The 21,062-nt window shown below is 51.3% G+C and carries 21 protein-coding genes; 18 read left to right on the forward strand and 3 right to left on the reverse strand.

The features are described from left to right. The first annotated feature begins 30 nt into the window (after positions 1-30). The 17 genes from rsmG to phoU all read left to right on the forward strand — a co-directional run bounded on the left by rsmG (position 31) and on the right by phoU (position 17,267). Positions 31-654, forward strand: coding sequence for a 16S rRNA (guanine(527)-N(7))-methyltransferase RsmG (gene rsmG, locus HV311_RS24915; RefSeq protein WP_191220579.1), 624 nt, complete (start codon positions 31-33; stop codon positions 652-654). A gap of 614 nt (positions 655-1,268) precedes the next feature. Then, complete coding sequence (atpI, locus tag HV311_RS24920; RefSeq protein WP_003023790.1) at positions 1,269-1,649, forward strand: F0F1 ATP synthase subunit I; 381 nt, start codon at positions 1,269-1,271, stop codon at positions 1,647-1,649. Positions 1,650-1,656: 7 nt separating this feature from the next. Continuing rightward, positions 1,657-2,472 carry a F0F1 ATP synthase subunit A gene (atpB, locus tag HV311_RS24925; RefSeq protein WP_003023792.1) on the forward strand — a complete coding sequence of 272 codons (816 nt, stop codon included), beginning with the start codon at positions 1,657-1,659 and terminating at the stop codon, positions 2,470-2,472. Positions 2,473-2,518: 46 nt separating this feature from the next. After that, on the forward strand, positions 2,519-2,758 hold the full coding sequence (gene atpE, locus HV311_RS24930; protein ID WP_003023794.1) for a F0F1 ATP synthase subunit C: 240 nt from the start codon (positions 2,519-2,521) through the stop codon (positions 2,756-2,758). Positions 2,759-2,817: 59 nt separating this feature from the next. Continuing rightward, on the forward strand, positions 2,818-3,288 hold the full coding sequence (atpF, locus tag HV311_RS24935; protein WP_003827022.1) for a F0F1 ATP synthase subunit B: 471 nt from the start codon (positions 2,818-2,820) through the stop codon (positions 3,286-3,288). Positions 3,289-3,302: 14 nt separating this feature from the next. After that, positions 3,303-3,836, forward strand: a complete 534-nt coding sequence (gene atpH, locus HV311_RS24940) for a F0F1 ATP synthase subunit delta (RefSeq protein ID WP_006687767.1) — start codon at positions 3,303-3,305, stop codon at positions 3,834-3,836. A gap of 12 nt (positions 3,837-3,848) precedes the next feature. Then, positions 3,849-5,390: a F0F1 ATP synthase subunit alpha gene (atpA, locus tag HV311_RS24945; protein WP_003023802.1), complete on the forward strand. Its 1,542-nt coding sequence runs from the start codon at positions 3,849-3,851 to the stop codon at positions 5,388-5,390. 50 nt (positions 5,391-5,440) lie between these two features. Then, a complete protein-coding gene (gene atpG / locus HV311_RS24950; protein WP_016155083.1) occupies positions 5,441-6,304 on the forward strand; it encodes a F0F1 ATP synthase subunit gamma in 864 nt (287 codons plus the stop codon). Between the two features lie 26 nt (positions 6,305-6,330). After that, complete coding sequence (gene atpD, locus HV311_RS24955) at positions 6,331-7,713, forward strand: F0F1 ATP synthase subunit beta (protein ID WP_003023806.1); 1,383 nt, start codon at positions 6,331-6,333, stop codon at positions 7,711-7,713. A 20-nt stretch (positions 7,714-7,733) separates the two neighbouring features. Next, a complete protein-coding gene (locus HV311_RS24960; RefSeq protein ID WP_003023809.1) occupies positions 7,734-8,153 on the forward strand; it encodes a F0F1 ATP synthase subunit epsilon in 420 nt (139 codons plus the stop codon). 657 nt (positions 8,154-8,810) lie between these two features. After that, positions 8,811-10,178 carry a bifunctional UDP-N-acetylglucosamine diphosphorylase/glucosamine-1-phosphate N-acetyltransferase GlmU gene (gene glmU, locus HV311_RS24965; RefSeq protein ID WP_191220580.1) on the forward strand — a complete coding sequence of 456 codons (1,368 nt, stop codon included), beginning with the start codon at positions 8,811-8,813 and terminating at the stop codon, positions 10,176-10,178. 223 nt (positions 10,179-10,401) lie between these two features. After that, positions 10,402-12,231, forward strand: coding sequence for a glutamine--fructose-6-phosphate transaminase (isomerizing) (glmS, locus tag HV311_RS24970; RefSeq protein WP_016155081.1), 1,830 nt, complete (start codon positions 10,402-10,404; stop codon positions 12,229-12,231). Positions 12,232-12,564: 333 nt separating this feature from the next. After that, positions 12,565-13,605, forward strand: a complete 1,041-nt coding sequence (pstS, locus tag HV311_RS24975) for a phosphate ABC transporter substrate-binding protein PstS (protein WP_016155079.1) — start codon at positions 12,565-12,567, stop codon at positions 13,603-13,605. Positions 13,606-13,797: 192 nt separating this feature from the next. Then, a complete protein-coding gene (gene pstC / locus HV311_RS24980; RefSeq protein ID WP_016155078.1) occupies positions 13,798-14,757 on the forward strand; it encodes a phosphate ABC transporter permease PstC in 960 nt (319 codons plus the stop codon). Then, on the forward strand, positions 14,757-15,647 hold the full coding sequence (gene pstA, locus HV311_RS24985; RefSeq protein ID WP_016155077.1) for a phosphate ABC transporter permease PstA: 891 nt from the start codon (positions 14,757-14,759) through the stop codon (positions 15,645-15,647). The genes pstC and pstA overlap by 1 nt, the downstream gene beginning before the upstream one ends. 106 nt (positions 15,648-15,753) lie before the next feature. Continuing rightward, on the forward strand, positions 15,754-16,527 hold the full coding sequence (pstB, locus tag HV311_RS24990) for a phosphate ABC transporter ATP-binding protein PstB (RefSeq protein ID WP_003023821.1): 774 nt from the start codon (positions 15,754-15,756) through the stop codon (positions 16,525-16,527). A gap of 14 nt (positions 16,528-16,541) precedes the next feature. Next, complete coding sequence (gene phoU, locus HV311_RS24995) at positions 16,542-17,267, forward strand: phosphate signaling complex protein PhoU (RefSeq protein WP_003023824.1); 726 nt, start codon at positions 16,542-16,544, stop codon at positions 17,265-17,267. An 83-nt stretch (positions 17,268-17,350) separates the two neighbouring features. On the opposite strand, the gene yieH is transcribed toward phoU, so the two are convergent. Further along, positions 17,351-18,016 carry a 6-phosphogluconate phosphatase gene (gene yieH / locus HV311_RS25000; RefSeq protein ID WP_104651921.1) on the reverse strand — a complete coding sequence of 222 codons (666 nt, stop codon included), beginning with the start codon at positions 18,014-18,016 and terminating at the stop codon, positions 17,351-17,353. A gap of 167 nt (positions 18,017-18,183) precedes the next feature. Between yieH and adeP the strand changes: the two genes are divergently transcribed. Then, positions 18,184-19,521, forward strand: a complete 1,338-nt coding sequence (gene adeP, locus HV311_RS25005; protein ID WP_016155075.1) for an adenine permease AdeP — start codon at positions 18,184-18,186, stop codon at positions 19,519-19,521. A gap of 115 nt (positions 19,522-19,636) precedes the next feature. Here the strand turns inward: adeP and HV311_RS25010 are convergent, their stop codons facing one another. After that, positions 19,637-20,203: an NADPH-dependent FMN reductase gene (locus HV311_RS25010; protein WP_003827046.1), complete on the reverse strand. Its 567-nt coding sequence runs from the start codon at positions 20,201-20,203 to the stop codon at positions 19,637-19,639. A 30-nt stretch (positions 20,204-20,233) separates the two neighbouring features. Next, the gene (locus HV311_RS25015; RefSeq protein WP_016155074.1) at positions 20,234-20,980 is read right to left on the reverse strand and encodes a 4'-phosphopantetheinyl transferase family protein; all 747 of its coding nucleotides are present in this window, start codon (positions 20,978-20,980) and stop codon (positions 20,234-20,236) included. Positions 20,981-21,062 lie beyond the last annotated feature (82 nt).

Consider the following 21,062-nt stretch of genomic DNA (forward strand, 5'->3'; position numbering starts at 1 on the left):
CGGGAAATTGATTATGAACAGGTAACGACCGTGCTCAACAAACTCTCTCGTCTGCTGGCTGATGCTGGTATTTCTCTTACCGATCACCAGAAAAATCAGCTGATTGCGTATGTCGATATGCTGCACAAATGGAACAAAGCGTACAACTTGACGTCGGTACGGGATCCCAACGAAATGCTGGTGCGCCATATTCTGGACAGTATTGTCGTCGCGCCGTATCTGAAGGGGGAGCGTTTTATCGACGTGGGTACGGGACCGGGCCTGCCGGGTATTCCTCTCTCTATCGTGCGCCCAGAAGCGCATTTCACACTGCTGGATAGTCTGGGAAAACGCGTCCGTTTCTTGCGTCAGGTGCAGCATGAGCTTGCGCTTACTAACATCACTCCTGTGCAAAGTCGCGTTGAAGAATTCCCTTCAGAGCCGCCGTTCGATGGGGTCATTAGCCGTGCGTTCGCGTCACTTACTGATATGGTGAGTTGGTGCCATCATTTGCCTGGCCAGGATGGGCGTTTTTATGCACTAAAAGGGCAGTTGCCTGAAGATGAAATTGCTTCGTTGCCTGCAGAATTCAGCGTCGAGTCGGTCGAAAAATTACGCGTTCCGCAACTGGATGGTGAACGTCATCTGGTGGTTATTAAGCCAAACAAAATTTAATTTTTATCAAAAAAAATAGAAAAAAAACGGCTATTCAGGTGTTAAAAGTCATAGGGAATAGTGTGGTTAAATGTCGTTACAATTCACTAGCGCCTTACGGTTTTGCATCATAACTATAACGTACCGTTTTTTGTTAAAAGCGAAACAAGTCAGCTGTGAAAATATCAGTCTGCTAAAAATAGAACGTAAGAACCACCCGTTGTGTTAATTTTTTATTATAAATGTCAATGCGTGGTTTTTTTGTTGTTAGCTGTTGTTTTTGAAATAGTGGCTATTTTTACGCTTAAATATCAAAAAGATGAAAAGGCATCATTTGCCACGTAAATAAATTATGCGAAGGTGAATATGTTCAATATGTGATCTGGTGCACGCTTTGCCGCCAGTATTTACGCGGCATTTGCAGTTTTGCATGATCGTTCACAGTTTGCTTAAAAGTGATAAATGTGGGGTAGCGAAAAATATTTAAACATTTATTCACTTTTTAGCTACTTATTGTTTGAAATCACGAAGGCGCACCGTATAATTTGACCGCTTTTTGATGCTTGACTCTAAGCCATAAAGAACGTTTTATACGACACGCGGCATACCTCGAAGGGAGCAGGAGTAAAAACGTGATGTCTATGTCGCTCTTGAGTCGAAACGTTGCTCGTAAGCTTTTGCTCACACAGTTTCTGGCGGTAATAGCAAGTGGATTGCTGTTTAGCCTCAAAGACCCTTTCTGGGGCATCTCCGCATTGTGCGGTGGATTGGCAGTGTTACTGCCTAATGTGTTGTTTATGATATTTGCCTGGCGTCACCAGGCGCATACACCAGCTAAAGGCCGAGTAGCCTGGACGTTCGCCTTCGGCGAAGCCTTCAAGGTGTTAGCTATGCTGGTTTTGCTGGTGGTGGCGTTGGCTGTTTTGAAAGCGGTATTCATGCCGCTGATCGTTACGTGGGTTTTGGTGCTGGTGGTTCAGATACTGGCGCCGGCTGTAATTAACAACAAAGGGTAAAGGCATCATGGCTTCAGAAAATATGACGCCGCAGGATTACATAGGACACCATCTGAATAACCTTCAGTTGGACCTACGTACATTCTCGCTGGTGGATCCGCACAACCCCCCAGCCACCTTCTGGACGCTCAATATTGACTCCATTTTCTTCTCGGTGGTTCTGGGTCTGTTGTTCCTGCTTATGTTCCGTAGCGTAGCTAAAAAGGCGACCAGCGGCGTACCAGGTAAATTTCAGACCGCGATTGAGCTGGTAATCGGCTTTGTGCATGGTAGCGTGAAAGACATGTACCATGGCAAAAGCAAGCTGATTGCTCCGCTGGCCCTGACGATTTTCGTCTGGGTATTCCTGATGAACTTGATGGATTTACTGCCTATCGACCTGCTGCCGTACATCGGTGAGCATATCTTTGGCCTGCCGGCTCTGCGTGTGGTTCCGTCTGCTGACGTAAACATCACCCTGTCGATGGCGCTGGGCGTATTTATCCTCATTCTGTTCTACAGCATCAAAATGAAAGGCATCGGCGGCTTCGCGAAAGAGTTGACGCTGCAGCCGTTCAATCACTGGGCGTTCATCCCTGTCAACTTAATCCTTGAAGGGGTAAGCCTGCTGTCCAAACCAATTTCTCTTGGTCTGCGACTGTTCGGCAACATGTATGCCGGTGAGCTGATTTTCATTCTGATTGCTGGTCTGTTGCCGTGGTGGTCACAGTGGATCCTGAATGTGCCATGGGCCATTTTCCACATACTGATTATCACGCTGCAAGCCTTCATATTTATGGTTCTGACGATTGTCTATCTGTCGATGGCATCTGAAGAGCATTAATTTACCAACACTACTACGTTTTAACTGAAACAAACTGGAGACTGTCATGGAAAACCTGAATATGGATCTGCTGTACATTGCTGCCGCTGTGATGATGGGTCTGGCGGCAATCGGTGCTGCGATCGGTATCGGCATCCTCGGGGGTAAATTCCTGGAAGGCGCAGCGCGTCAACCGGATCTGATTCCTCTGCTGCGTACTCAGTTCTTTATCGTTATGGGTCTGGTGGATGCAATCCCAATGATCGCTGTAGGTCTGGGTCTGTACGTGATGTTTGCTGTCGCGTAGTAAGCGTTGCTTGAATTAAGAGCAATATCAGAACGTTAACTAGATAGAGGCATTGTGCTGTGAATCTTAACGCAACAATCCTCGGCCAGGCCATCGCGTTTGTCCTGTTCGTTCTGTTCTGCATGAAGTACGTATGGCCGCCTTTAATGGCTGCCATCGAAAAACGTCAAAAAGAAATTGCTGACGGCCTTGCTTCTGCAGAACGAGCACATAAGGATCTTGACCTTGCAAAGGCCAGCGCGACCGACCAGCTGAAAAAAGCGAAGGCGGAAGCTCAGGTAATCATTGAGCAGGCGAACAAACGCCGTGCTCAGATCCTGGACGAAGCTAAAACTGAAGCAGAGCAGGAACGTACTAAAATCGTGGCACAGGCGCAGGCGGAAATTGACGCCGAGCGTAAACGTGCTCGCGAAGAACTGCGTAAGCAAGTTGCTATCCTGGCTGTTGCTGGCGCCGAGAAGATCATCGAACGTTCCGTGGATGAAGCTGCTAATAGCGACATCGTGGACAAACTTGTCGCTGAACTGTAAGGAGGGAGGGGCTGATGTCTGAATTTATTACGGTAGCTCGCCCCTACGCCAAAGCAGCTTTTGACTTTGCCGTTGAGCACCAAAGCGTTGACCGTTGGCAGGATATGCTGACGTTTGCCGCTGAGGTGACGAAAAACGAACAAATGGCAGAGCTTCTCTCTGGCGCGCTGGCGCCGGAAACGCTCGCTGAGTCGTTTATCGCCGTGTGCGGTGAGCAGCTGGACGAAAGCGGCCAAAACCTGATTAGGGTAATGGCTGAAAATAACCGTCTGAATGCGCTCCCGGATGTTCTTGAGCAGTTTATTCATCTGCGTGCAGCCAGTGAGGCTATCTCTGAGGTAGAAGTCACTTCTGCCAATGCACTGAGTGATGAACAGCTTACGAAGATTAGTGCAGCGATGGAAAAACGTCTGTCACGCAAAGTTAAGCTGAATTGCAAAATCGATAAGTCTGTAATGGCTGGCGTAATCATCCGAGCGGGTGATATGGTCATTGATGGCAGCGTACGCGGCCGTCTTGAGCGCCTTGCAGACGTCTTGCAGTCTTAAGGGGACTGGAGCATGCAACTGAATTCCACCGAAATCAGCGAACTGATCAAGCAGCGCATTGCTCAGTTCAATGTTGTGAGCGAAGCTCACAACGAAGGTACTATTGTTTCTGTAAGTGACGGTGTTATCCGCATTCACGGCCTGGCCGATTGTATGCAGGGTGAGATGATTTCCCTGCCGGGTAACCGTTACGCTATCGCACTGAACCTGGAGCGCGACTCCGTAGGTGCCGTTGTGATGGGTCCATACGCTGACCTCGCCGAAGGCATGAAGGTTAAGTGTACGGGTCGTATTCTGGAAGTTCCGGTTGGCCGTGGCCTGCTGGGTCGTGTGGTGAATACTCTGGGTTCCCCAATTGACGGTAAAGGTCCGGTTGATAACGATGGCTTCTCGCCAATCGAAGTTATCGCACCAGGCGTAATCGAACGTCAGTCCGTCGACCAGCCAGTACAGACAGGTTATAAATCTGTTGATGCCATGATCCCAATCGGTCGTGGCCAGCGTGAGCTGATCATCGGTGACCGTCAGACAGGTAAAACTGCGATGGCAATCGATGCCATCATCAACCAGCGTGATTCCGGTATCAAATGTGTGTACGTGGCTATCGGCCAGAAAGCGTCCACCATTTCTAACGTGGTTCGTAAACTGGAAGAACACGGCGCACTGTCCAACACCATCGTTGTTGTGGCGACCGCGTCTGAATCTGCTGCTCTGCAATACCTGGCGCCATATGCCGGTTGCGCAATGGGCGAATACTTCCGTGACCGCGGTGAAGACGCGCTGATCGTTTACGATGACCTGTCTAAACAGGCTGTTGCTTACCGTCAGGTTTCCCTGCTGCTCCGTCGTCCACCAGGACGTGAAGCATTCCCGGGCGACGTATTTTACCTCCACTCCCGTCTGCTGGAGCGCGCATCCCGCGTAAACGCGGAATACGTTGAGAAGTTCACCAATGGTGAAGTTAAAGGTAAAACCGGCTCCCTGACCGCTCTGCCGATTATCGAAACCCAGGCGGGTGACGTTTCTGCGTTCGTTCCGACCAACGTAATTTCCATTACAGATGGTCAGATCTTCCTGGAAACCAACCTGTTCAACTCCGGTATTCGTCCGGCAGTTAACCCGGGTATCTCCGTATCTCGTGTAGGTGGTGCAGCGCAGACCAAGATCATCAAGAAACTGTCCGGTGGTATTCGTACCGCACTGGCGCAGTATCGTGAACTGGCAGCGTTTTCTCAGTTCGCTTCCGACCTGGATGAAGCTACTCGTAAGCAGCTGAGCCACGGTCAGAAAGTAACTGAACTGCTGAAGCAGAAACAGTACGCCCCAATGTCTGTAGCACAGCAGGGTGTGGTGCTGTTTGCGGCTGAACGCGGTTACCTCGAAGATGTGGAACTGGCGAAAATCGGTAGCTTTGAAGCCGCTCTGCTGGCTTACGTTGACCGTGACCACGCTCCGCTGATGCAAGAGATCAACCAGTCCGGTGGCTATAACGATGAAATCGAAGGCAAGCTGAAAGCTATCCTCGATTCCTTCAAGGCAACCCAGTCCTGGTAACGTCTGGCGGTCTGCTTTAGGGCGGACCGCAAGGCATTGAGGAGAAGCTCATGGCCGGCGCAAAAGAGATACGTAGTAAGATCGCAAGCGTCCAGAACACGCAGAAGATCACTAAAGCGATGGAGATGGTCGCCGCTTCCAAAATGCGTAAATCGCAGGATCGCATGGCGGCCAGCCGTCCTTATGCAGAGACCATGCGCAAAGTGATTGGTCACCTTGCGAATGGTAATCTGGAATATAAGCACCCTTACCTGGAAGAACGCGACGTTAAGCGCGTGGGCTACCTGGTGGTGTCGACCGACCGTGGTCTGTGCGGTGGCTTGAACATTAACCTGTTCAAAAAGCTGCTGGCGGATATGAAAGCATGGTCCGATAAAGGCGTTCAGTGCGATATCGCAATGATCGGCTCTAAGGGCGTGTCTTTCTTTAACTCCGTTGGCGGTAATGTGATTGCTCAGGTAACCGGTATGGGGGATAACCCTTCCCTGTCCGAACTGATCGGTCCGGTTAAAGTGATGCTGCAGGCCTACGATGAAGGTCGTCTGGACAGACTGTACGTTGTCAGCAACAAATTTATTAACACCATGTCTCAGACGCCAACCATCACCCAACTGCTGCCTCTGCCGGCATCAGATGATGATGAATTGAAGCGTAAATCCTGGGATTACCTGTATGAGCCAGACCCGAAAGCGCTGCTGGATACCCTGCTGCGTCGTTATGTCGAGTCTCAGGTTTATCAGGGCGTGGTAGAAAACCTGGCCAGCGAGCAGGCCGCACGTATGGTGGCGATGAAAGCCGCGACCGACAATGGCGGCAGCCTGATTAAAGAGCTGCAGTTGGTATACAACAAAGCTCGTCAGGCCAGCATTACTCAGGAACTCACCGAAATCGTCGGTGGTGCATCCGCGGTATAACCAGGTTAATTCGTAGAGGATTCAAGATGGCTACTGGAAAAATTGTCCAGGTAATCGGCGCCGTGGTTGACGTCGAATTCCCTCAGGATGCCGTACCGCGTGTGTACGATGCTCTTGAGGTTATGAATGGTAAAGAGAGCCTGGTGCTGGAAGTTCAGCAGCAGCTCGGCGGCGGTATCGTACGTACCATCGCCATGGGTTCTTCCGACGGTCTGCGTCGTGGTCTGGAAGTTAAAGATCTCGAGCACCCGATCGAAGTCCCGGTAGGTAAAGCAACTCTGGGTCGTATCATGAACGTCCTGGGTCACCCGATCGACATGAAAGGCGATATCGGTGAAGAAGAGCGTTGGGCTATCCACCGCGCGGCACCTTCCTATGAAGAGCTGTCCAGCTCTCAGGAACTGCTGGAAACCGGCATCAAAGTTATCGACCTGATGTGTCCGTTCGCTAAGGGCGGTAAAGTTGGTCTGTTCGGTGGTGCGGGTGTAGGTAAAACCGTAAACATGATGGAGCTGATCCGTAACATCGCGATCGAACACTCCGGTTACTCCGTGTTTGCGGGCGTGGGTGAACGTACTCGTGAGGGTAACGACTTCTACCACGAAATGACTGACTCCAACGTTCTGGACAAAGTATCCCTGGTATATGGCCAGATGAACGAGCCGCCGGGAAACCGTCTGCGCGTTGCTCTGACCGGTCTGACCATGGCAGAGAAGTTCCGTGACGAAGGTCGTGACGTTCTGCTGTTCGTTGATAACATCTATCGTTACACCTTGGCCGGTACAGAAGTATCCGCACTGCTGGGTCGTATGCCATCAGCGGTAGGCTACCAGCCGACCCTGGCGGAAGAGATGGGTGTTCTTCAGGAACGTATCACCTCTACCAAAACCGGTTCTATCACCTCCGTTCAGGCGGTATACGTACCTGCGGATGACTTGACTGACCCATCCCCAGCAACCACCTTTGCTCACTTAGATGCAACCGTGGTACTGAGCCGTCAGATCGCCTCTCTGGGTATCTACCCGGCAGTTGACCCGCTGGACTCCACCAGCCGTCAGCTGGATCCGCTGGTTGTTGGTCAGGAACACTACGACACCGCGCGTGGCGTACAGTCTCTGCTGCAGCGTTATCAGGAACTGAAAGACATCATCGCCATCCTGGGTATGGATGAACTGTCTGAAGAAGACAAACTGGTGGTAGCACGCGCACGTAAAATTCAGCGCTTCCTGTCCCAGCCGTTCTTCGTTGCGGAAGTATTCACCGGTTCTCCGGGTAAATACGTATCCCTGAAAGACACCATCCGTGGCTTTAAAGGCATCATGGAAGGCGAATACGACCACCTGCCAGAGCAGGCGTTCTACATGGTTGGTTCTATCGACGAAGCCGTGGAAAAAGCCAAAAAACTTTAACGCCTTAATCGGAGGGTGATATGGCAATGACTTACCACCTGGACGTCGTCAGCGCAGAGCAGCAAATGTTCTCTGGTCTGGTCGAAAAAATCCAGGTAACGGGTAGTGAAGGTGAACTGGGTATTTTCCCGGGTCACGCACCGCTGCTCACCGCCATTAAGCCTGGTATGATCCGCATCGTTAAACAGTTCGGTCATGAAGAGTTTATCTATCTGTCCGGCGGCATTCTCGAAGTGCAGCCTGGCAGCGTGACCGTTCTGGCTGATACCGCGATTCGCGGACAGGATCTCGATGAAGCGAGAGCCCTGGAAGCGAAGCGTAAGGCTGAAGAGCACATTAAGAGCTCTCATGGTGACGTGGATTACGCTCAGGCATCTGCGGAACTGGCCAAAGCGATCGCGAAACTGCGCGTTATCGAGTTGACCAAAAAAGCGATGTAACACCGGCTTGAAAAGCACAAAAGCCAGTCTGGTTGCCAGGCTGGCTTTTTTTATGGTTTTGTTTCAGTGAAAGTGGAACTAAAAAGCTGTTTTATATTTTTGTGGCTTGTGTCACAAAAATATTGATCGGTTAAAAAATGAGGCGTAGACTCTTTTTTGTGTGATGTGTGTCACATAATTAACTCAGATAAAAACAGGATACCAACATGAAACTGATTAACAAAATCATCGCCCTTTTCAGCAGTATGGAAGTTTAGTCTTCCCGACCTGCTCTGTGGCGCGATGCTTCATACGGTTATCAGCACGCGCCATCTGTTATTAAATCCCACTCTTCCGCTTGATCGTTTGTCCTCTTCCCTTTTAAAACAGTATTTTTCTGCTTCTCGCTGATCACATTAATAATATTGTACTTTTCTTTTGTAACTCTTTATTCATGCAGTAAAAAAATAGCAAAAACATTAACCTAAGGCTTTAATAAGAGCAGACTCCTGGTTTTGGGAGACAAAAGACGCCGAAATAGACGAAAATAGAGTGTTATCAGAGGGGAAATTTTCCCGATTGAACGTTTTATTTTCGGTCCATTTCACGATGAAAAAAATGTAGTATTTTCAATGTGAAACGGTATAAATTCGTTCTCAAATTACAGTCAGGACGTGTATGTTGAATAATGCTATGAGCGTCGTGATCCTTGCCGCAGGCAAAGGCACGCGTATGTATTCCGATCTCCCTAAAGTGCTGCATACCCTCGCAGGAAAGCCGATGGTTCAGCATGTCATTGATGCCGCTAATGAATTAGGTGCGACTCACGTACATCTGGTCTACGGGCACGGTGGTGATTTGCTTAAGCAGACGCTGAAAGATGGCAATCTAAACTGGATTCTGCAGGCAGAGCAGTTGGGGACCGGCCATGCAATGCAGCAGGCAGCGCCATTCTTTGGTGATGACGAAGACATTTTAATGCTCTATGGCGATGTGCCGCTGATCTCTACCGATACCTTACGTAGCCTGCGTGATGCTAAACCGCAGGGCGGCATCGGCCTGTTAACGGTAAAACTGGATGATCCATCCGGCTATGGGCGTATTACGCGTGAGAACGGTAACGTCACCGGTATCGTCGAGCATAAAGATGCAACTGACGAGCAGCGCCAAATCCAGGAAATCAACACCGGTATTCTGATTGCCAATGGCGCTGATATGAAGCGCTGGCTGTCCAAACTCACCAATAACAATGCGCAGGGTGAATACTACATCACCGATATCATTGCGATGGCGTATCAGGAAGGACGCGAAATTGCTGCGGTACATCCGGCACGTATTAGCGAAACGGAAGGGGTGAATAACCGTCTTCAGTTATCCCGTCTGGAGCGTGTTTATCAGTCTGAGCAAGCAGAGAAACTGTTGTTGGCGGGCGTGATGCTGCGCGATCCTGCACGTTTTGATCTTCGCGGTACGCTTATTCACGGGCGCGATGTTGAAATTGATACTAACGTTATCATTGAAGGTAACGTAACCGTTGGGGATCGCGTCAAGATTGGTGCTGGCTGTATCATCAAAAACAGCGTGATTGGTGAAGGTTGTGAGCTTAGCCCATACAGTGTGGTGGAAGATGCCCATCTGGAAGCCGCTTGCACCATCGGTCCATTCGCGCGTCTGCGCCCGGGTGCTGAGCTGCAGGAAGGCGCGCACGTGGGTAACTTCGTCGAAATGAAAAAAGCGCGTCTGGGTAAAGGTTCTAAAGCTGGTCATCTGACCTATCTGGGCGATGCGGAAATTGGCGATAATGTGAATATCGGCGCGGGTACGATTACCTGCAACTACGATGGTGCCAATAAGTTTAAAACCATTATTGGTGATGATGTGTTTGTGGGTTCTGATACTCAGTTGGTGGCGCCTGTCACCGTAGGTAAAGGTGCCACCATCGCTGCTGGCACTACCGTAACGCGTAATGTCGCCGATAACGAACTGGTATTAAGCCGTGTACCTCAGGTCCATAAACAGGGCTGGCAGCGTCCGGTGAAGAAGTAAGTGATTTTTGCCGGATGGCGGCCTACGTGCGGTGACGTTCTGTAGGCCTGATAAGCGTAAGCGCCATCAGGCAGACAAGAGATGAGGGGATAACATAATCCTCCGCTCAACAAGCAGTACCATAAAAATAACCCCACTCTCTACAAGGCTCGGGGCGCCCGGAAAGGGCAAATACAGGTCAGCGACAACGACAGGCAAATGCCTAAATTCGGAATCAAAAAATATGTGTGGAATTGTTGGCGCTATCGCGCAGCGTGATGTAGCTGAAATCCTTCTCGAAGGTTTACGTCGTCTGGAATATCGTGGTTATGACTCTGCTGGTCTGGCCGTTGTCGATGCTGAAGGCAACATGACCCGTCTGCGTCGTCTGGGTAAAGTGCAGATGCTGACTGCTGCTGCGGAAGAACATCCGCTGCATGGTGGTACAGGTATCGCTCATACCCGTTGGGCGACACACGGTGAACCTTCAGAAGCGAACGCGCATCCCCATGTTTCTGAACACATTGTTGTTGTGCATAACGGCATCATTGAAAACCATGAACCTCTGCGTGAACTACTGAAAACCCGTGGTTACACCTTTGTTTCTGAAACCGACACCGAAGTGATTGCTCACCTGGTGCATTGGGAACTGGAACAGGGTGGTACGCTGCGTGAAGCCGTACTGCGTACTATTCCACAGTTGCGCGGTGCCTATGGCACGGTGATCATGGATACCCGTAACCCGGAAACGCTGCTGGCGGCCCGTTCAGGTAGCCCGCTGGTGATTGGTCTGGGGATGGGGGAAAACTTTATCGCTTCCGATCAGCTGGCGCTGTTGCCGGTAACCCGTCGCTTTATCTTCCTGGAAGAAGGTGACATCGCGGAGGTGACCCGTCGTTCAGTCTCTATTTTTGACAAGTCTGGCGCACAAGTGAAGCGTCAGGATATCGAATCGAATCTGCAGTATGACGCGGGCGAAAAAGGTATTTATCGCCACTACATGCAGAAAGAGATCTACGAACAGCCGAACGCAATTAAAAATACGCTGACCGGGCGCATTAGTCACGGTGAAGTGGATTTAAGCGAGCTGGGTTCACGTGCCAACGAGTTGCTGTCTCAGGTTGAGCATATCCAGATTATCGCCTGCGGTACGTCCTACAACTCCGGCATGGTGTCCCGCTACTGGTTTGAATCGCTGGCTGGTATTCCTTGTGATGTCGAAATCGCTTCCGAGTTCCGTTATCGCAAATCCGCCGTGCGTCGTAACAGTCTGATGATTACCCTTTCCCAGTCCGGTGAAACGGCGGATACCCTGGCGGGTCTGCGCTTATCTAAAGAGCTGGGCTATCTGGGCTCGCTGGCTATTTGTAACGTACCGGGATCTTCTCTGGTGCGCGAATCCGACCTGGCGATGATGACCAATGCCGGTACCGAAATCGGTGTGGCCTCCACGAAAGCATTTACCACCCAACTGACCGTTCTGCTGATGCTGGTGGCGAAACTGTCTCGTCTGAAAGGTCTGGATGCGTCTATCGAGCAGGAGATCGTTCATGGTCTGCAGGCACTGCCGAGCCGTATTGAGCAGATGCTGTCTCAGGACAAACGCATTGCCGCTCTGGCGGAAGGTTTCTCAGACAAACACCATGCGCTGTTCCTGGGCCGTGGCGATCAGTACCCGATTGCGCTGGAAGGCGCGCTGAAGCTGAAAGAGATCTCTTATATTCACGCTGAAGCTTATGCTGCAGGCGAACTGAAACACGGTCCGCTGGCGCTGATTGATGCCGATATGCCGGTTATCGTAGTTGCGCCGAACAACGAACTGCTGGAAAAACTGAAATCCAACATTGAAGAAGTTCGCGCTCGTGGCGGTCAGTTGTACGTCTTTGCGGACCAGGATGCTGGCTTTACCAGCAGCGAAAACATGCACATTATTGAGATGCCGCATGTAGAAGAGGTGATTGCACCGATCTTCTACACCGTTCCGCTGCAACTGCTGGCGTATCACGTGGCGCTGATTAAAGGCACCGACGTGGACCAGCCGCGTAACCTGGCAAAGTCGGTTACCGTAGAGTAATCCGCACTTAACTGAACTGAAAATGCCCTGCTGTAAGTGGGGCATTTTTTTAGCTTGTTCTGTTTTTAATCAATTATCCCGCCTGTTTTATGTGACAAACCGTCATCTTCAACTACTGTTTTCAGTGTCATAAAAAGAAAATTTCAGCGAAATGTTATTGTCATGATGGTAATTAACATCCTGTTTTAAATGTATTTTTAGATAAAAAACTTCCCGAGTTTTTCATTGTCATAAAACTGTCATATTTCGTACATTTAACTGTCACCTGTTTGTCCTATTTTGCTCACAGTAGCAACTCAAACAACGATTTACGAAAACCGTGCAGGAGACATTATGAAAGTTATGCGTACCACTGTCGCAACTGTTGTCGCCGCGACCTTATCCATGAGCGCGTTTTCTGCGTTTGCAGCAGCGAGCCTGACAGGTGCAGGTGCAACCTTCCCTGCGCCAGTGTATGCCAAATGGGCAGATACCTATCAGAAAGAGACCGGTAGCAAAGTAAACTACCAGGGTATCGGCTCCTCCGGTGGTGTAAAACAAATTACGGCCAATACCGTTGATTTCGGCGCCTCTGACGCACCGTTGTCTGACGAGAAACTGGCGCAAGAAGGCCTGTTCCAGTTCCCGACGGTTATCGGTGGTGTGGTGCTGGCGGTGAACATCCCTGGCCTGAAATCCGGCGAACTGGTGCTGGACGGTAAAACGCTGGGCGACATCTACCTCGGTAAAATTAAGAAGTGGGATGATGAAGCCATCACCAAACTGAACCCGGGTCTGAAGCTGCCTTCTCAGAATATCGCCGTTGTGCGTCGTGCTGACGGTTCCGGTACTTCCTTCGTTTTCACCAGCTACCTGGCGAAAGTGAACGAAGAGTGGAAATCTAAAATTGGTTCCGGCTCTACCGTTAACTGGCCGACCGGTCTGGGTGGTAAAGGTAACGACGGTATCGCTGCGTTCGTACAGCGTCTGCCGGGTTCAATCGGTTACGTTGAGTACGCTTACGCTAAGCAGAACAACCTGGCATACACCAAGCTGGTCTCTGCTGATGGCAAACCGGTAAGTCCGACCGAAGAAAACTTTGCCAACGCTGCAAAAGGCGCTGACTGGAGCAAAACCTTCGCTCAGGATCTGACTAACCAGAAAGGTGACGATGCGTGGCCGATCACTTCCACCACCTTCATCCTGGTGCATAAAGAGCAGAAGAAACCTGAGCAGGGCGCTGAAGTGCTGAAGTTCTTCGATTGGGCGTACAAAAATGGTGGCAAACAGGCTAATGACCTGGATTACGCCAGCCTGCCGGACAGCGTGGTTGAGCAGATTCGTGCTGCATGGAAGACCAACGTGAAGGACAGCAGCGGTAAAGCGCTGTACTAAATACCCGTCATACTTTGAGCCGCAGCTGTGTTGGCTGTGCTTGTTCACCCCAGTCACATAGTGAATCTATGCTCCTGGGTATTCACAAGCTTGCCGCCTTGCTGCAACTCGAATTATTTAGGGTATGGCATTACGTTAGCCGGGAAGCACGATAAAATGCGTGCTTCCTGGCCCAAACTTAAAGAGTGATTTATGGCTGCAACCAAGCCTGCTTTGAACCCACCGGGTAAAAAAGGTGACATGATATTCAGCGCGCTGGTAAAACTGGCTGCGCTGATTGTGCTATTGATGTTGGGTGGCATTATTGTCTCTCTAGTTATCTCCTCCTGGCCAAGCATTCAGAAATTTGGCTTCTCCTTTCTGTGGACTAAAGAATGGGATGCGCCAAACGATATCTACGGTGCATTAGTACCGATTTACGGTACGCTGGTCACCTCGCTTATCGCACTGCTGATCGCCGTTCCGGTGAGTTTTGGCATTGCCTTATTCCTGACTGAACTTGCTCCTGGCTGGCTGCGTCGCCCGCTGGGTATCGCTATTGAATTGCTGGCGGCAATTCCTAGTATCGTGTACGGCATGTGGGGCCTGTTTATCTTTGCCCCGCTGTTTGCGACTTACTTCCAGGAACCGGTCGGGAACATCCTTTCCAACATTCCGTTTGTTGGCGCGCTGTTTGCGGGTCCGGCGTTTGGTATCGGTATTCTGGCCGCTGGCGTGATCCTCGCCATCATGATCATCCCGTACATTGCGGCGGTTATGCGCGATGTGTTCGAACAAACGCCGGTGCTGATGAAAGAGTCAGCCTACGGCATCGGTTGTACTACCTGGGAAGTTATCTGGCGCATCGTCCTGCCGTTCACCAAAAACGGTGTGATCGGCGGCGTGATGCTCGGTCTGGGCCGCGCGCTGGGTGAAACCATGGCGGTGACGTTCATCATCGGTAACACTTACCAGCTCGATAGTGCCTCGCTGTACATGCCGGGCAACAGTATTACTTCTGCGCTGGCGAATGAATTTGCCGAAGCGGAATCAGGACTGCACGTTGCCGCGTTGATGGAACTGGGCCTGATTCTGTTTGTGATTACCTTCATCGTGCTGGCGGCGTCTAAGTTCATGATCATGCGCCTTGCGAAGAACGAGGGGGCACGCTAATGGCTACGCTTGAAATGCAAAACACCGCTGCGCTTGCGGAATCCCGCCGTAAAATGCAGGCGCGTCGTCGTCTGAAGAACCGCATCGCGCTGACGCTCTCTATGGCGACCATGGCATTCGGTCTGTTCTGGCTTATCTGGATCCTGATGTCCACGATCACCCGCGGTATTGACGGTATGTCACTGGCGCTGTTCACCGAAATGACACCTCCGCCGAATACGGCTGGTGGTGGTCTGGCGAATGCCCTGGCCGGTAGCGGACTGTTAATTCTGTGGGCGACCGTGTTTGGTACACCGCTTGGTATTATGGCGGGCATCTACCTGGCAGAGTACGGACGTAAGTCCTGGCTGGCTGAGGTGATCCGCTTTATCAACGACATCCTGCTTTCTGCGCCATCAATCGTGGTCGGTCTGTTCGTTTACACCATCGTGGTAGCAAAAATGGAGCACTTCTCCGGCTGGGCGGGCGTTATCGCGCTGGCGCTGCTGCAGGTGCCCATTGTTATTCGTACCACGGAGAACATGCTCAAGCTGGTACCGGATAGCCTGCGTGAAGCCGCCTATGCGCTGGGTACGCCGAAATGGAAGATGATTTCTGCGATCACCCTGAAGGCCTCTGTCTCAGGCATCATTACAGGCGTTTTACTGGCTATTGCACGTATCGCAGGTGAAACGGCTCCGCTGCTGTTTACGTCGCTCTCCAATCAGTTCTGGAGCACCGACATGATGCAGCCTATCGCCAACCTGCCGGTCACTATCTTTAAGTTTGCGATGAGCCCGTTTGCTGAGTGGCAGCAACTGGCCTGGGCTGGGGTACTGATTATTACCCTGTGCGTACTGCTGCTGAACATTCTGGCGCGCGTCATTTTCGCGAAGAAGAAACACGGTTAAGACGAAGTGCCGGATGGCGGCGTAAACGCCTTATCCGGCCTACGATTGAAGACATTTGTAGGCCTGAAAGCTGCGCGCCATCAGGCATGATGAGGAAAAGATTGAAATGAGTATGGTTGATACTGCCCCGGGTAAGATTCAGGTTCGTGATTTGAACTTCTACTATGGCAAGTTCCATGCCCTGAAGAACATCAACCTGGATATTGCCAAAAACCAGGTAACGGCGTTTATCGGGCCGTCAGGCTGTGGTAAATCGACGTTGCTGCGTACGTTCAATAAAATGTTTGAACTGTACCCGGAACAGCGTGCGGAAGGCGAAATCCTGCTGGATGGCGACAATATTCTCACCAACACTCAGGATATCGCTCTGCTGCGTGCCAAAGTGGGCATGGTATTCCAGAAGCCGACGCCGTTCCCGATGTCCATCTACGACAACATCGCTTTTGGCGTGCGTCTGTTTGAGAAACTCTCTCGTGCGGATATGGACGAGCGTGTGCAGTGGGCATTGACCAAGGCCGCGCTGTGGAACGAAACCAAAGATAAATTACACCAGAGCGGGTACTCTCTCTCCGGTGGTCAGCAGCAGCGTCTGTGTATTGCGCGTGGGATCGCCATTCGCCCGGAAGTGCTTCTGCTTGATGAGCCGTGTTCAGCGCTCGACCCTATTTCTACCGGGCGTATCGAAGAGCTGATCACTGAGCTGAAAGAGGATTACACCGTCGTTATCGTTACCCACAACATGCAGCAGGCTGCGCGTTGTTCCGATCACACGGCATTTATGTACCTGGGCGAGTTGATTGAGTTCAGTAACACGGACGATCTGTTCACCAAGCCCGCGAAGAAACAAACTGAAGACTACATCACCGGTCGTTACGGCTGATTCAGGAGCTTGTTGTGGATAATCTTAACCTTAATAAACATATTTCCGGCCAGTTCAATGCAGAGCTGGAAAGCATCCGTACCCAGGTGATGACCATGGGCGGCATGGTCGAGCAGCAGCTTTCTGATGCGATTACCGCCATGCACAATCAGGACAGTGAGCTGGCGAAGCGCGTCATTGAGGGCGATAAGAACGTCAATATGATGGAAGTGGCGATCGACGAGGCCTGCGTGCGTATCATTGCCAAGCGTCAGCCGACCGCCAGTGACTTGCGTCTGGTGATGGCGATTATCAAAACGATCGCTGAGCTGGAACGTATTGGCGACGTTGCGGATAAAATTTGCCGCACCGCGCTGGAGAAATTTTCTCAACAGCATCAGCCGCTGCTGGTAAGCCTGGAATCACTGGGTCGCCACACCGTACAAATGCTGCATGACGTGCTGGATGCGTTTGCGCGTATGGATCTTGACGAAGCGGTACGTATTTATCGCGAAGATAAGAAAGTCGACCAGGAGTATGAAGGTATCGTGCGTCAGCTGATGACCTACATGATGGAAGACCCGCGTACCATTCCAAGCGTGCTGACCGCGCTGTTCTGCGCGCGCTCCATCGAGCGTATCGGTGACCGTTGCCAGAATATCTGCGAATACATCTTCTACTTCGTGAAGGGACAAGACTTCCGTCACGTGGGCGGTGATGAGCTGGATAAGCTGCTGGCGGGCAAAGATCCGAAAGAGTGATATTTGTGGCGGGTGGCGCTAACGCTTACCCGCTCTACAAGACATGCAGGCCGGATCAGCGTTAGCGCCATCCGGCCTTTCAGTTATCGCGTAATATTCCAACCCCGCGCCTTCCATAACGCTGGCAACTGCGCCAGATCGGTAAACGTCGTCACTTTTGGATGATCGATTGGTTTGTTATGCGGATCGGCACAGAAGTAAAACACTTCCATCCCTGCAGCAATCCCCGCCTGGGCACCTGCGCTGGAGTCATCAACCAGAATGCAGTTATCAACGTTAACGTCCATCGCTTTCGCCGCATGGAACATCAGGGCCGGATCGGGTTTCCAGCGTTGAATATCGTAGCCGCTGAACAGTAAATCAGGGAAATGGTGCAACATACCCAGCTTACCCAGCGAGTGCTGCATTTTGCTGACCGGACCGTTAGATACCACGCACATAGGGACGGTCATGCTGTCCAGCAGCGCATTGGCTCCGGCAATCACCTCCAGTTCCGTATCGAACAGACGTGCGACCTCTGCGCGGTAAACCGGTTCTAATTCGGCTTTTGCCAGTTCGACACCGTGCTCTTCGTTGATAATGTCGATGATCTCGTACAGCTTTACCCCCTTGAAGCGTTTAAAAGTTTCTTCAAGATCGAGCGTAATGCCGAACGCCTGGAACATGCTGACATACGCGCGAGAACAAATCACTTCACTGTCGACAAGGGTACCGTCACAGTCAAAAAATACGGCTTCTATCTGGGACATGTCATTTCCGTTTTAACAAGTTTAACGTTTTCGTAATGCATTATTGGGCGACGCAATCGTTGCCGTATAAGCAAAATCAATGAAAAAAGTTGCTCATAACCCAACCCTATTGTCGCATTTTGGTATAGGATAGCGACGAATTTTCCCTCCTTGTTCGGAAATTGATAATGAGTCAACAACACACAACCCAGGCTTCTGGCCAGGGGATGCTGGAACGCGTGTTCAAACTGCGCGAACATGGCACGACGGCACGGACCGAAGTGATCGCCGGTTTAACCACCTTCCTGACGATGGTGTATATCGTTTTTGTTAACCCGCAAATTCTTGGCGTGGCTGGCATGGATACCAGCGCCGTCTTTGTGACCACCTGCCTGATTGCTGCATTTGGTAGCATCCTGATGGGCCTGTTTGCCAACCTGCCGGTCGCACTTGCGCCTGCTATGGGTCTGAATGCGTTCTTCGCCTTCGTGGTCGTTGGCGCGATGGGCCTGTCATGGCAGATCGGTATGGGCGCAATCTTCTGGGGCGCGGTAGGTCTGCTGCTACTGACGATTTTCCGCGTACGTTACTGGATGATTGCCAACATCCCGGTTAGTTTGCGCGTGGGGATCACCAGTGGTATTGGTCTGTTCATCGGCATGATGGGGCTGAAAAACGCTGGTGTTATCGTCGCCAACCAAGACACCCTGGTGTCTATTGGCAACCTGACGTCCCACAGCGTACTGCTCGGTATTCTGGGCTTCTTTATCATCGCGATTCTGGCTTCACGTAACATCCATGCGGCGGTACTGATCTCTATCATTGTGACCACGCTGCTGGGCTGGATGCTGGGCGATGTCCATTACAACGGGATCGTCTCCGCGCCGCCGAGCGTAATGTCCGTTATCGGGCATGTTGATCTGGCTGGTTCGTTTAACATTGGTCTTGCGGGCGTAATTTTCTCGTTCATGCTGGTCAACCTGTTCGACTCCTCCGGTACGCTAATTGGCGTCACGGATAAAGCCGGTCTGGCGGATGCGAAGGGTAAGTTTCCGCGCATGAAGCAGGCGCTGTATGTGGATAGCGTGTCATCGGTTGCTGGTGCGTTTATCGGTACTTCTTCCGTTACCGCGTATATCGAGTCTTCTTCCGGGGTTTCTGTCGGTGGACGTACTGGCCTGACCGCGGTAGTTGTCGGCCTGTTGTTCCTGTTGGTTATCTTCCTGTCGCCGCTGGCGGGAATGGTACCGGGATATGCGGCCGCTGGTGCGCTGATTTACGTTGGCGTCCTGATGACATCAAGCCTGTCGCGCGTGAAGTGGGATGACCTGACTGAAGCCGTTCCGGCGTTTATTACCGCCGTGATGATGCCGTTTAGCTTCTCGATTACCGAAGGTATCGCGCTGGGCTTTATTTCCTACTGTGTGATGAAAATCGGTACCGGACGTTTCCGCGATCTCAGCCCGTGCGTCATCGTTGTCGCACTGCTGTTTGTGTTGAAGATTGTGTTTATCGACGCGCATTAATTGCCGCTGAGACGGTGCTGCGCGAGGCGTGTAGACCTGATAAGCGCAGCGCCATCAGGTAAATTTGATACCCGGATACGGCCCGCCAGGCATTGCAGCCAGCGGGCTTTTTCTTTTAGGCTTTCACACGCTGGATGTAGTCGCCAAATGCGGTCAGCTGGCCGGTTAGATGGTCCAGCGTACTTTGGTCGATCACTTCACCTGTCTGCGGGTCCACTTTGTTCTGAATCACGCCGCCCATAAATTCCGGCTTGTTCATTACCATGGCGTCGAGGAACACCAGGATCTGACGTAGATGATACTGGCAGCGCGCGCCGCCAATGGCGCCCATGGAGCTGGTCTGGATCAGCACCGGCTTACCCGATAATGGCTGATCCGGCAGGCGGGACAGCCAGTCGATGGCGTTCTTCAGTCCGCCAGGCACGGAATAGTTATATTCCGGTGTCACGATGACGACACCGTCAGCCTTCCTGATTTGCTCTGCCAGCGCTTCTACGCTTGCCGGAAAACCTTCTTCCTGCTGGAGGTCGGCATCGTACAGTGGGATATCACCAATTGATGGCAACGCGTTGACTTCCATTCCTGCTGGAGCAATCTTGGGCAGCGTACGGGCAACCATTCCATTAAACGAACCTTTGCGCAGACTTCCCAGTAACGTAACAACATTCAATGTTTCTGACATGGTGACTCCTGTTTCATCATAAAGGTTAAATCAAAGCGTATGGCTCTTCGCTGCGCATAATTGAGAGAACCGGATCAGACGACCCGTAGGCTCATTGGCGCGGGTCTGGATATCAGGCAAACTTTTCCAGTCCTGTTTACCATCAAACTCCCAAACCTTGAGTTTTTCAATGGTTGGCGTAACCGCAACCGACCACACCAGAACATCTTCCGCATCGCAAATGGCTTCAACCTGCGCAACATGTGCACATTTCAGACGTCCTGCGCCGGGTAAAAGCTGGAGTTCGTGCGGATCATCATTGCTTACATCGCCGGTGAGTTTGAGTACGCTCTGGCGCAACGTAATGAGCTGCGCGCGTGCTTCGTTGGGGTCGTTTTGGTTATTGATCCACAGATTTTCGTTGCTGGAGAAGCGCCATGTTTCCGTTGAATGCGGATGGTGAAAGCTGCGGGTAGCTCGCTGCAGTTCCATATCCAGCCCGCACGTTCCTTCAGTTGTTAGCGCAACGCCAACGATATTCCCGGCATAAGAAATCGAAAATCCCGGCAGGTTCTTATCGCGAAAAATGGGCTTACCTTTGGCCTGAGTAACAATCTCGGGCAGCGTACTGGTGCCGTAAAGCATAAACATCAGTTCAGCGAGTAAACTGCGGGAAGCCAGGAAACGTGTTCGGCGATGAGCAGGGAGATCTCTTGCTTCGATATGACATGGAGAAGGGAGGCGAGCTGAAACCAGGTGTCCCTCCGTAAGAATCCCTCTGGCAAAATGTGTCGCCATTTTTCGCTCCGTGATTAATGGTCCTTGATAATTACCAGAGTAACATTTACGCGGCATCCAGGCAGGCTTTGCTGCCCAAAAA

This window comes from Citrobacter sp. RHBSTW-00881, assembly GCF_013728515.1.
Classification (GTDB): domain Bacteria; phylum Pseudomonadota; class Gammaproteobacteria; order Enterobacterales; family Enterobacteriaceae; genus Citrobacter; species Citrobacter braakii.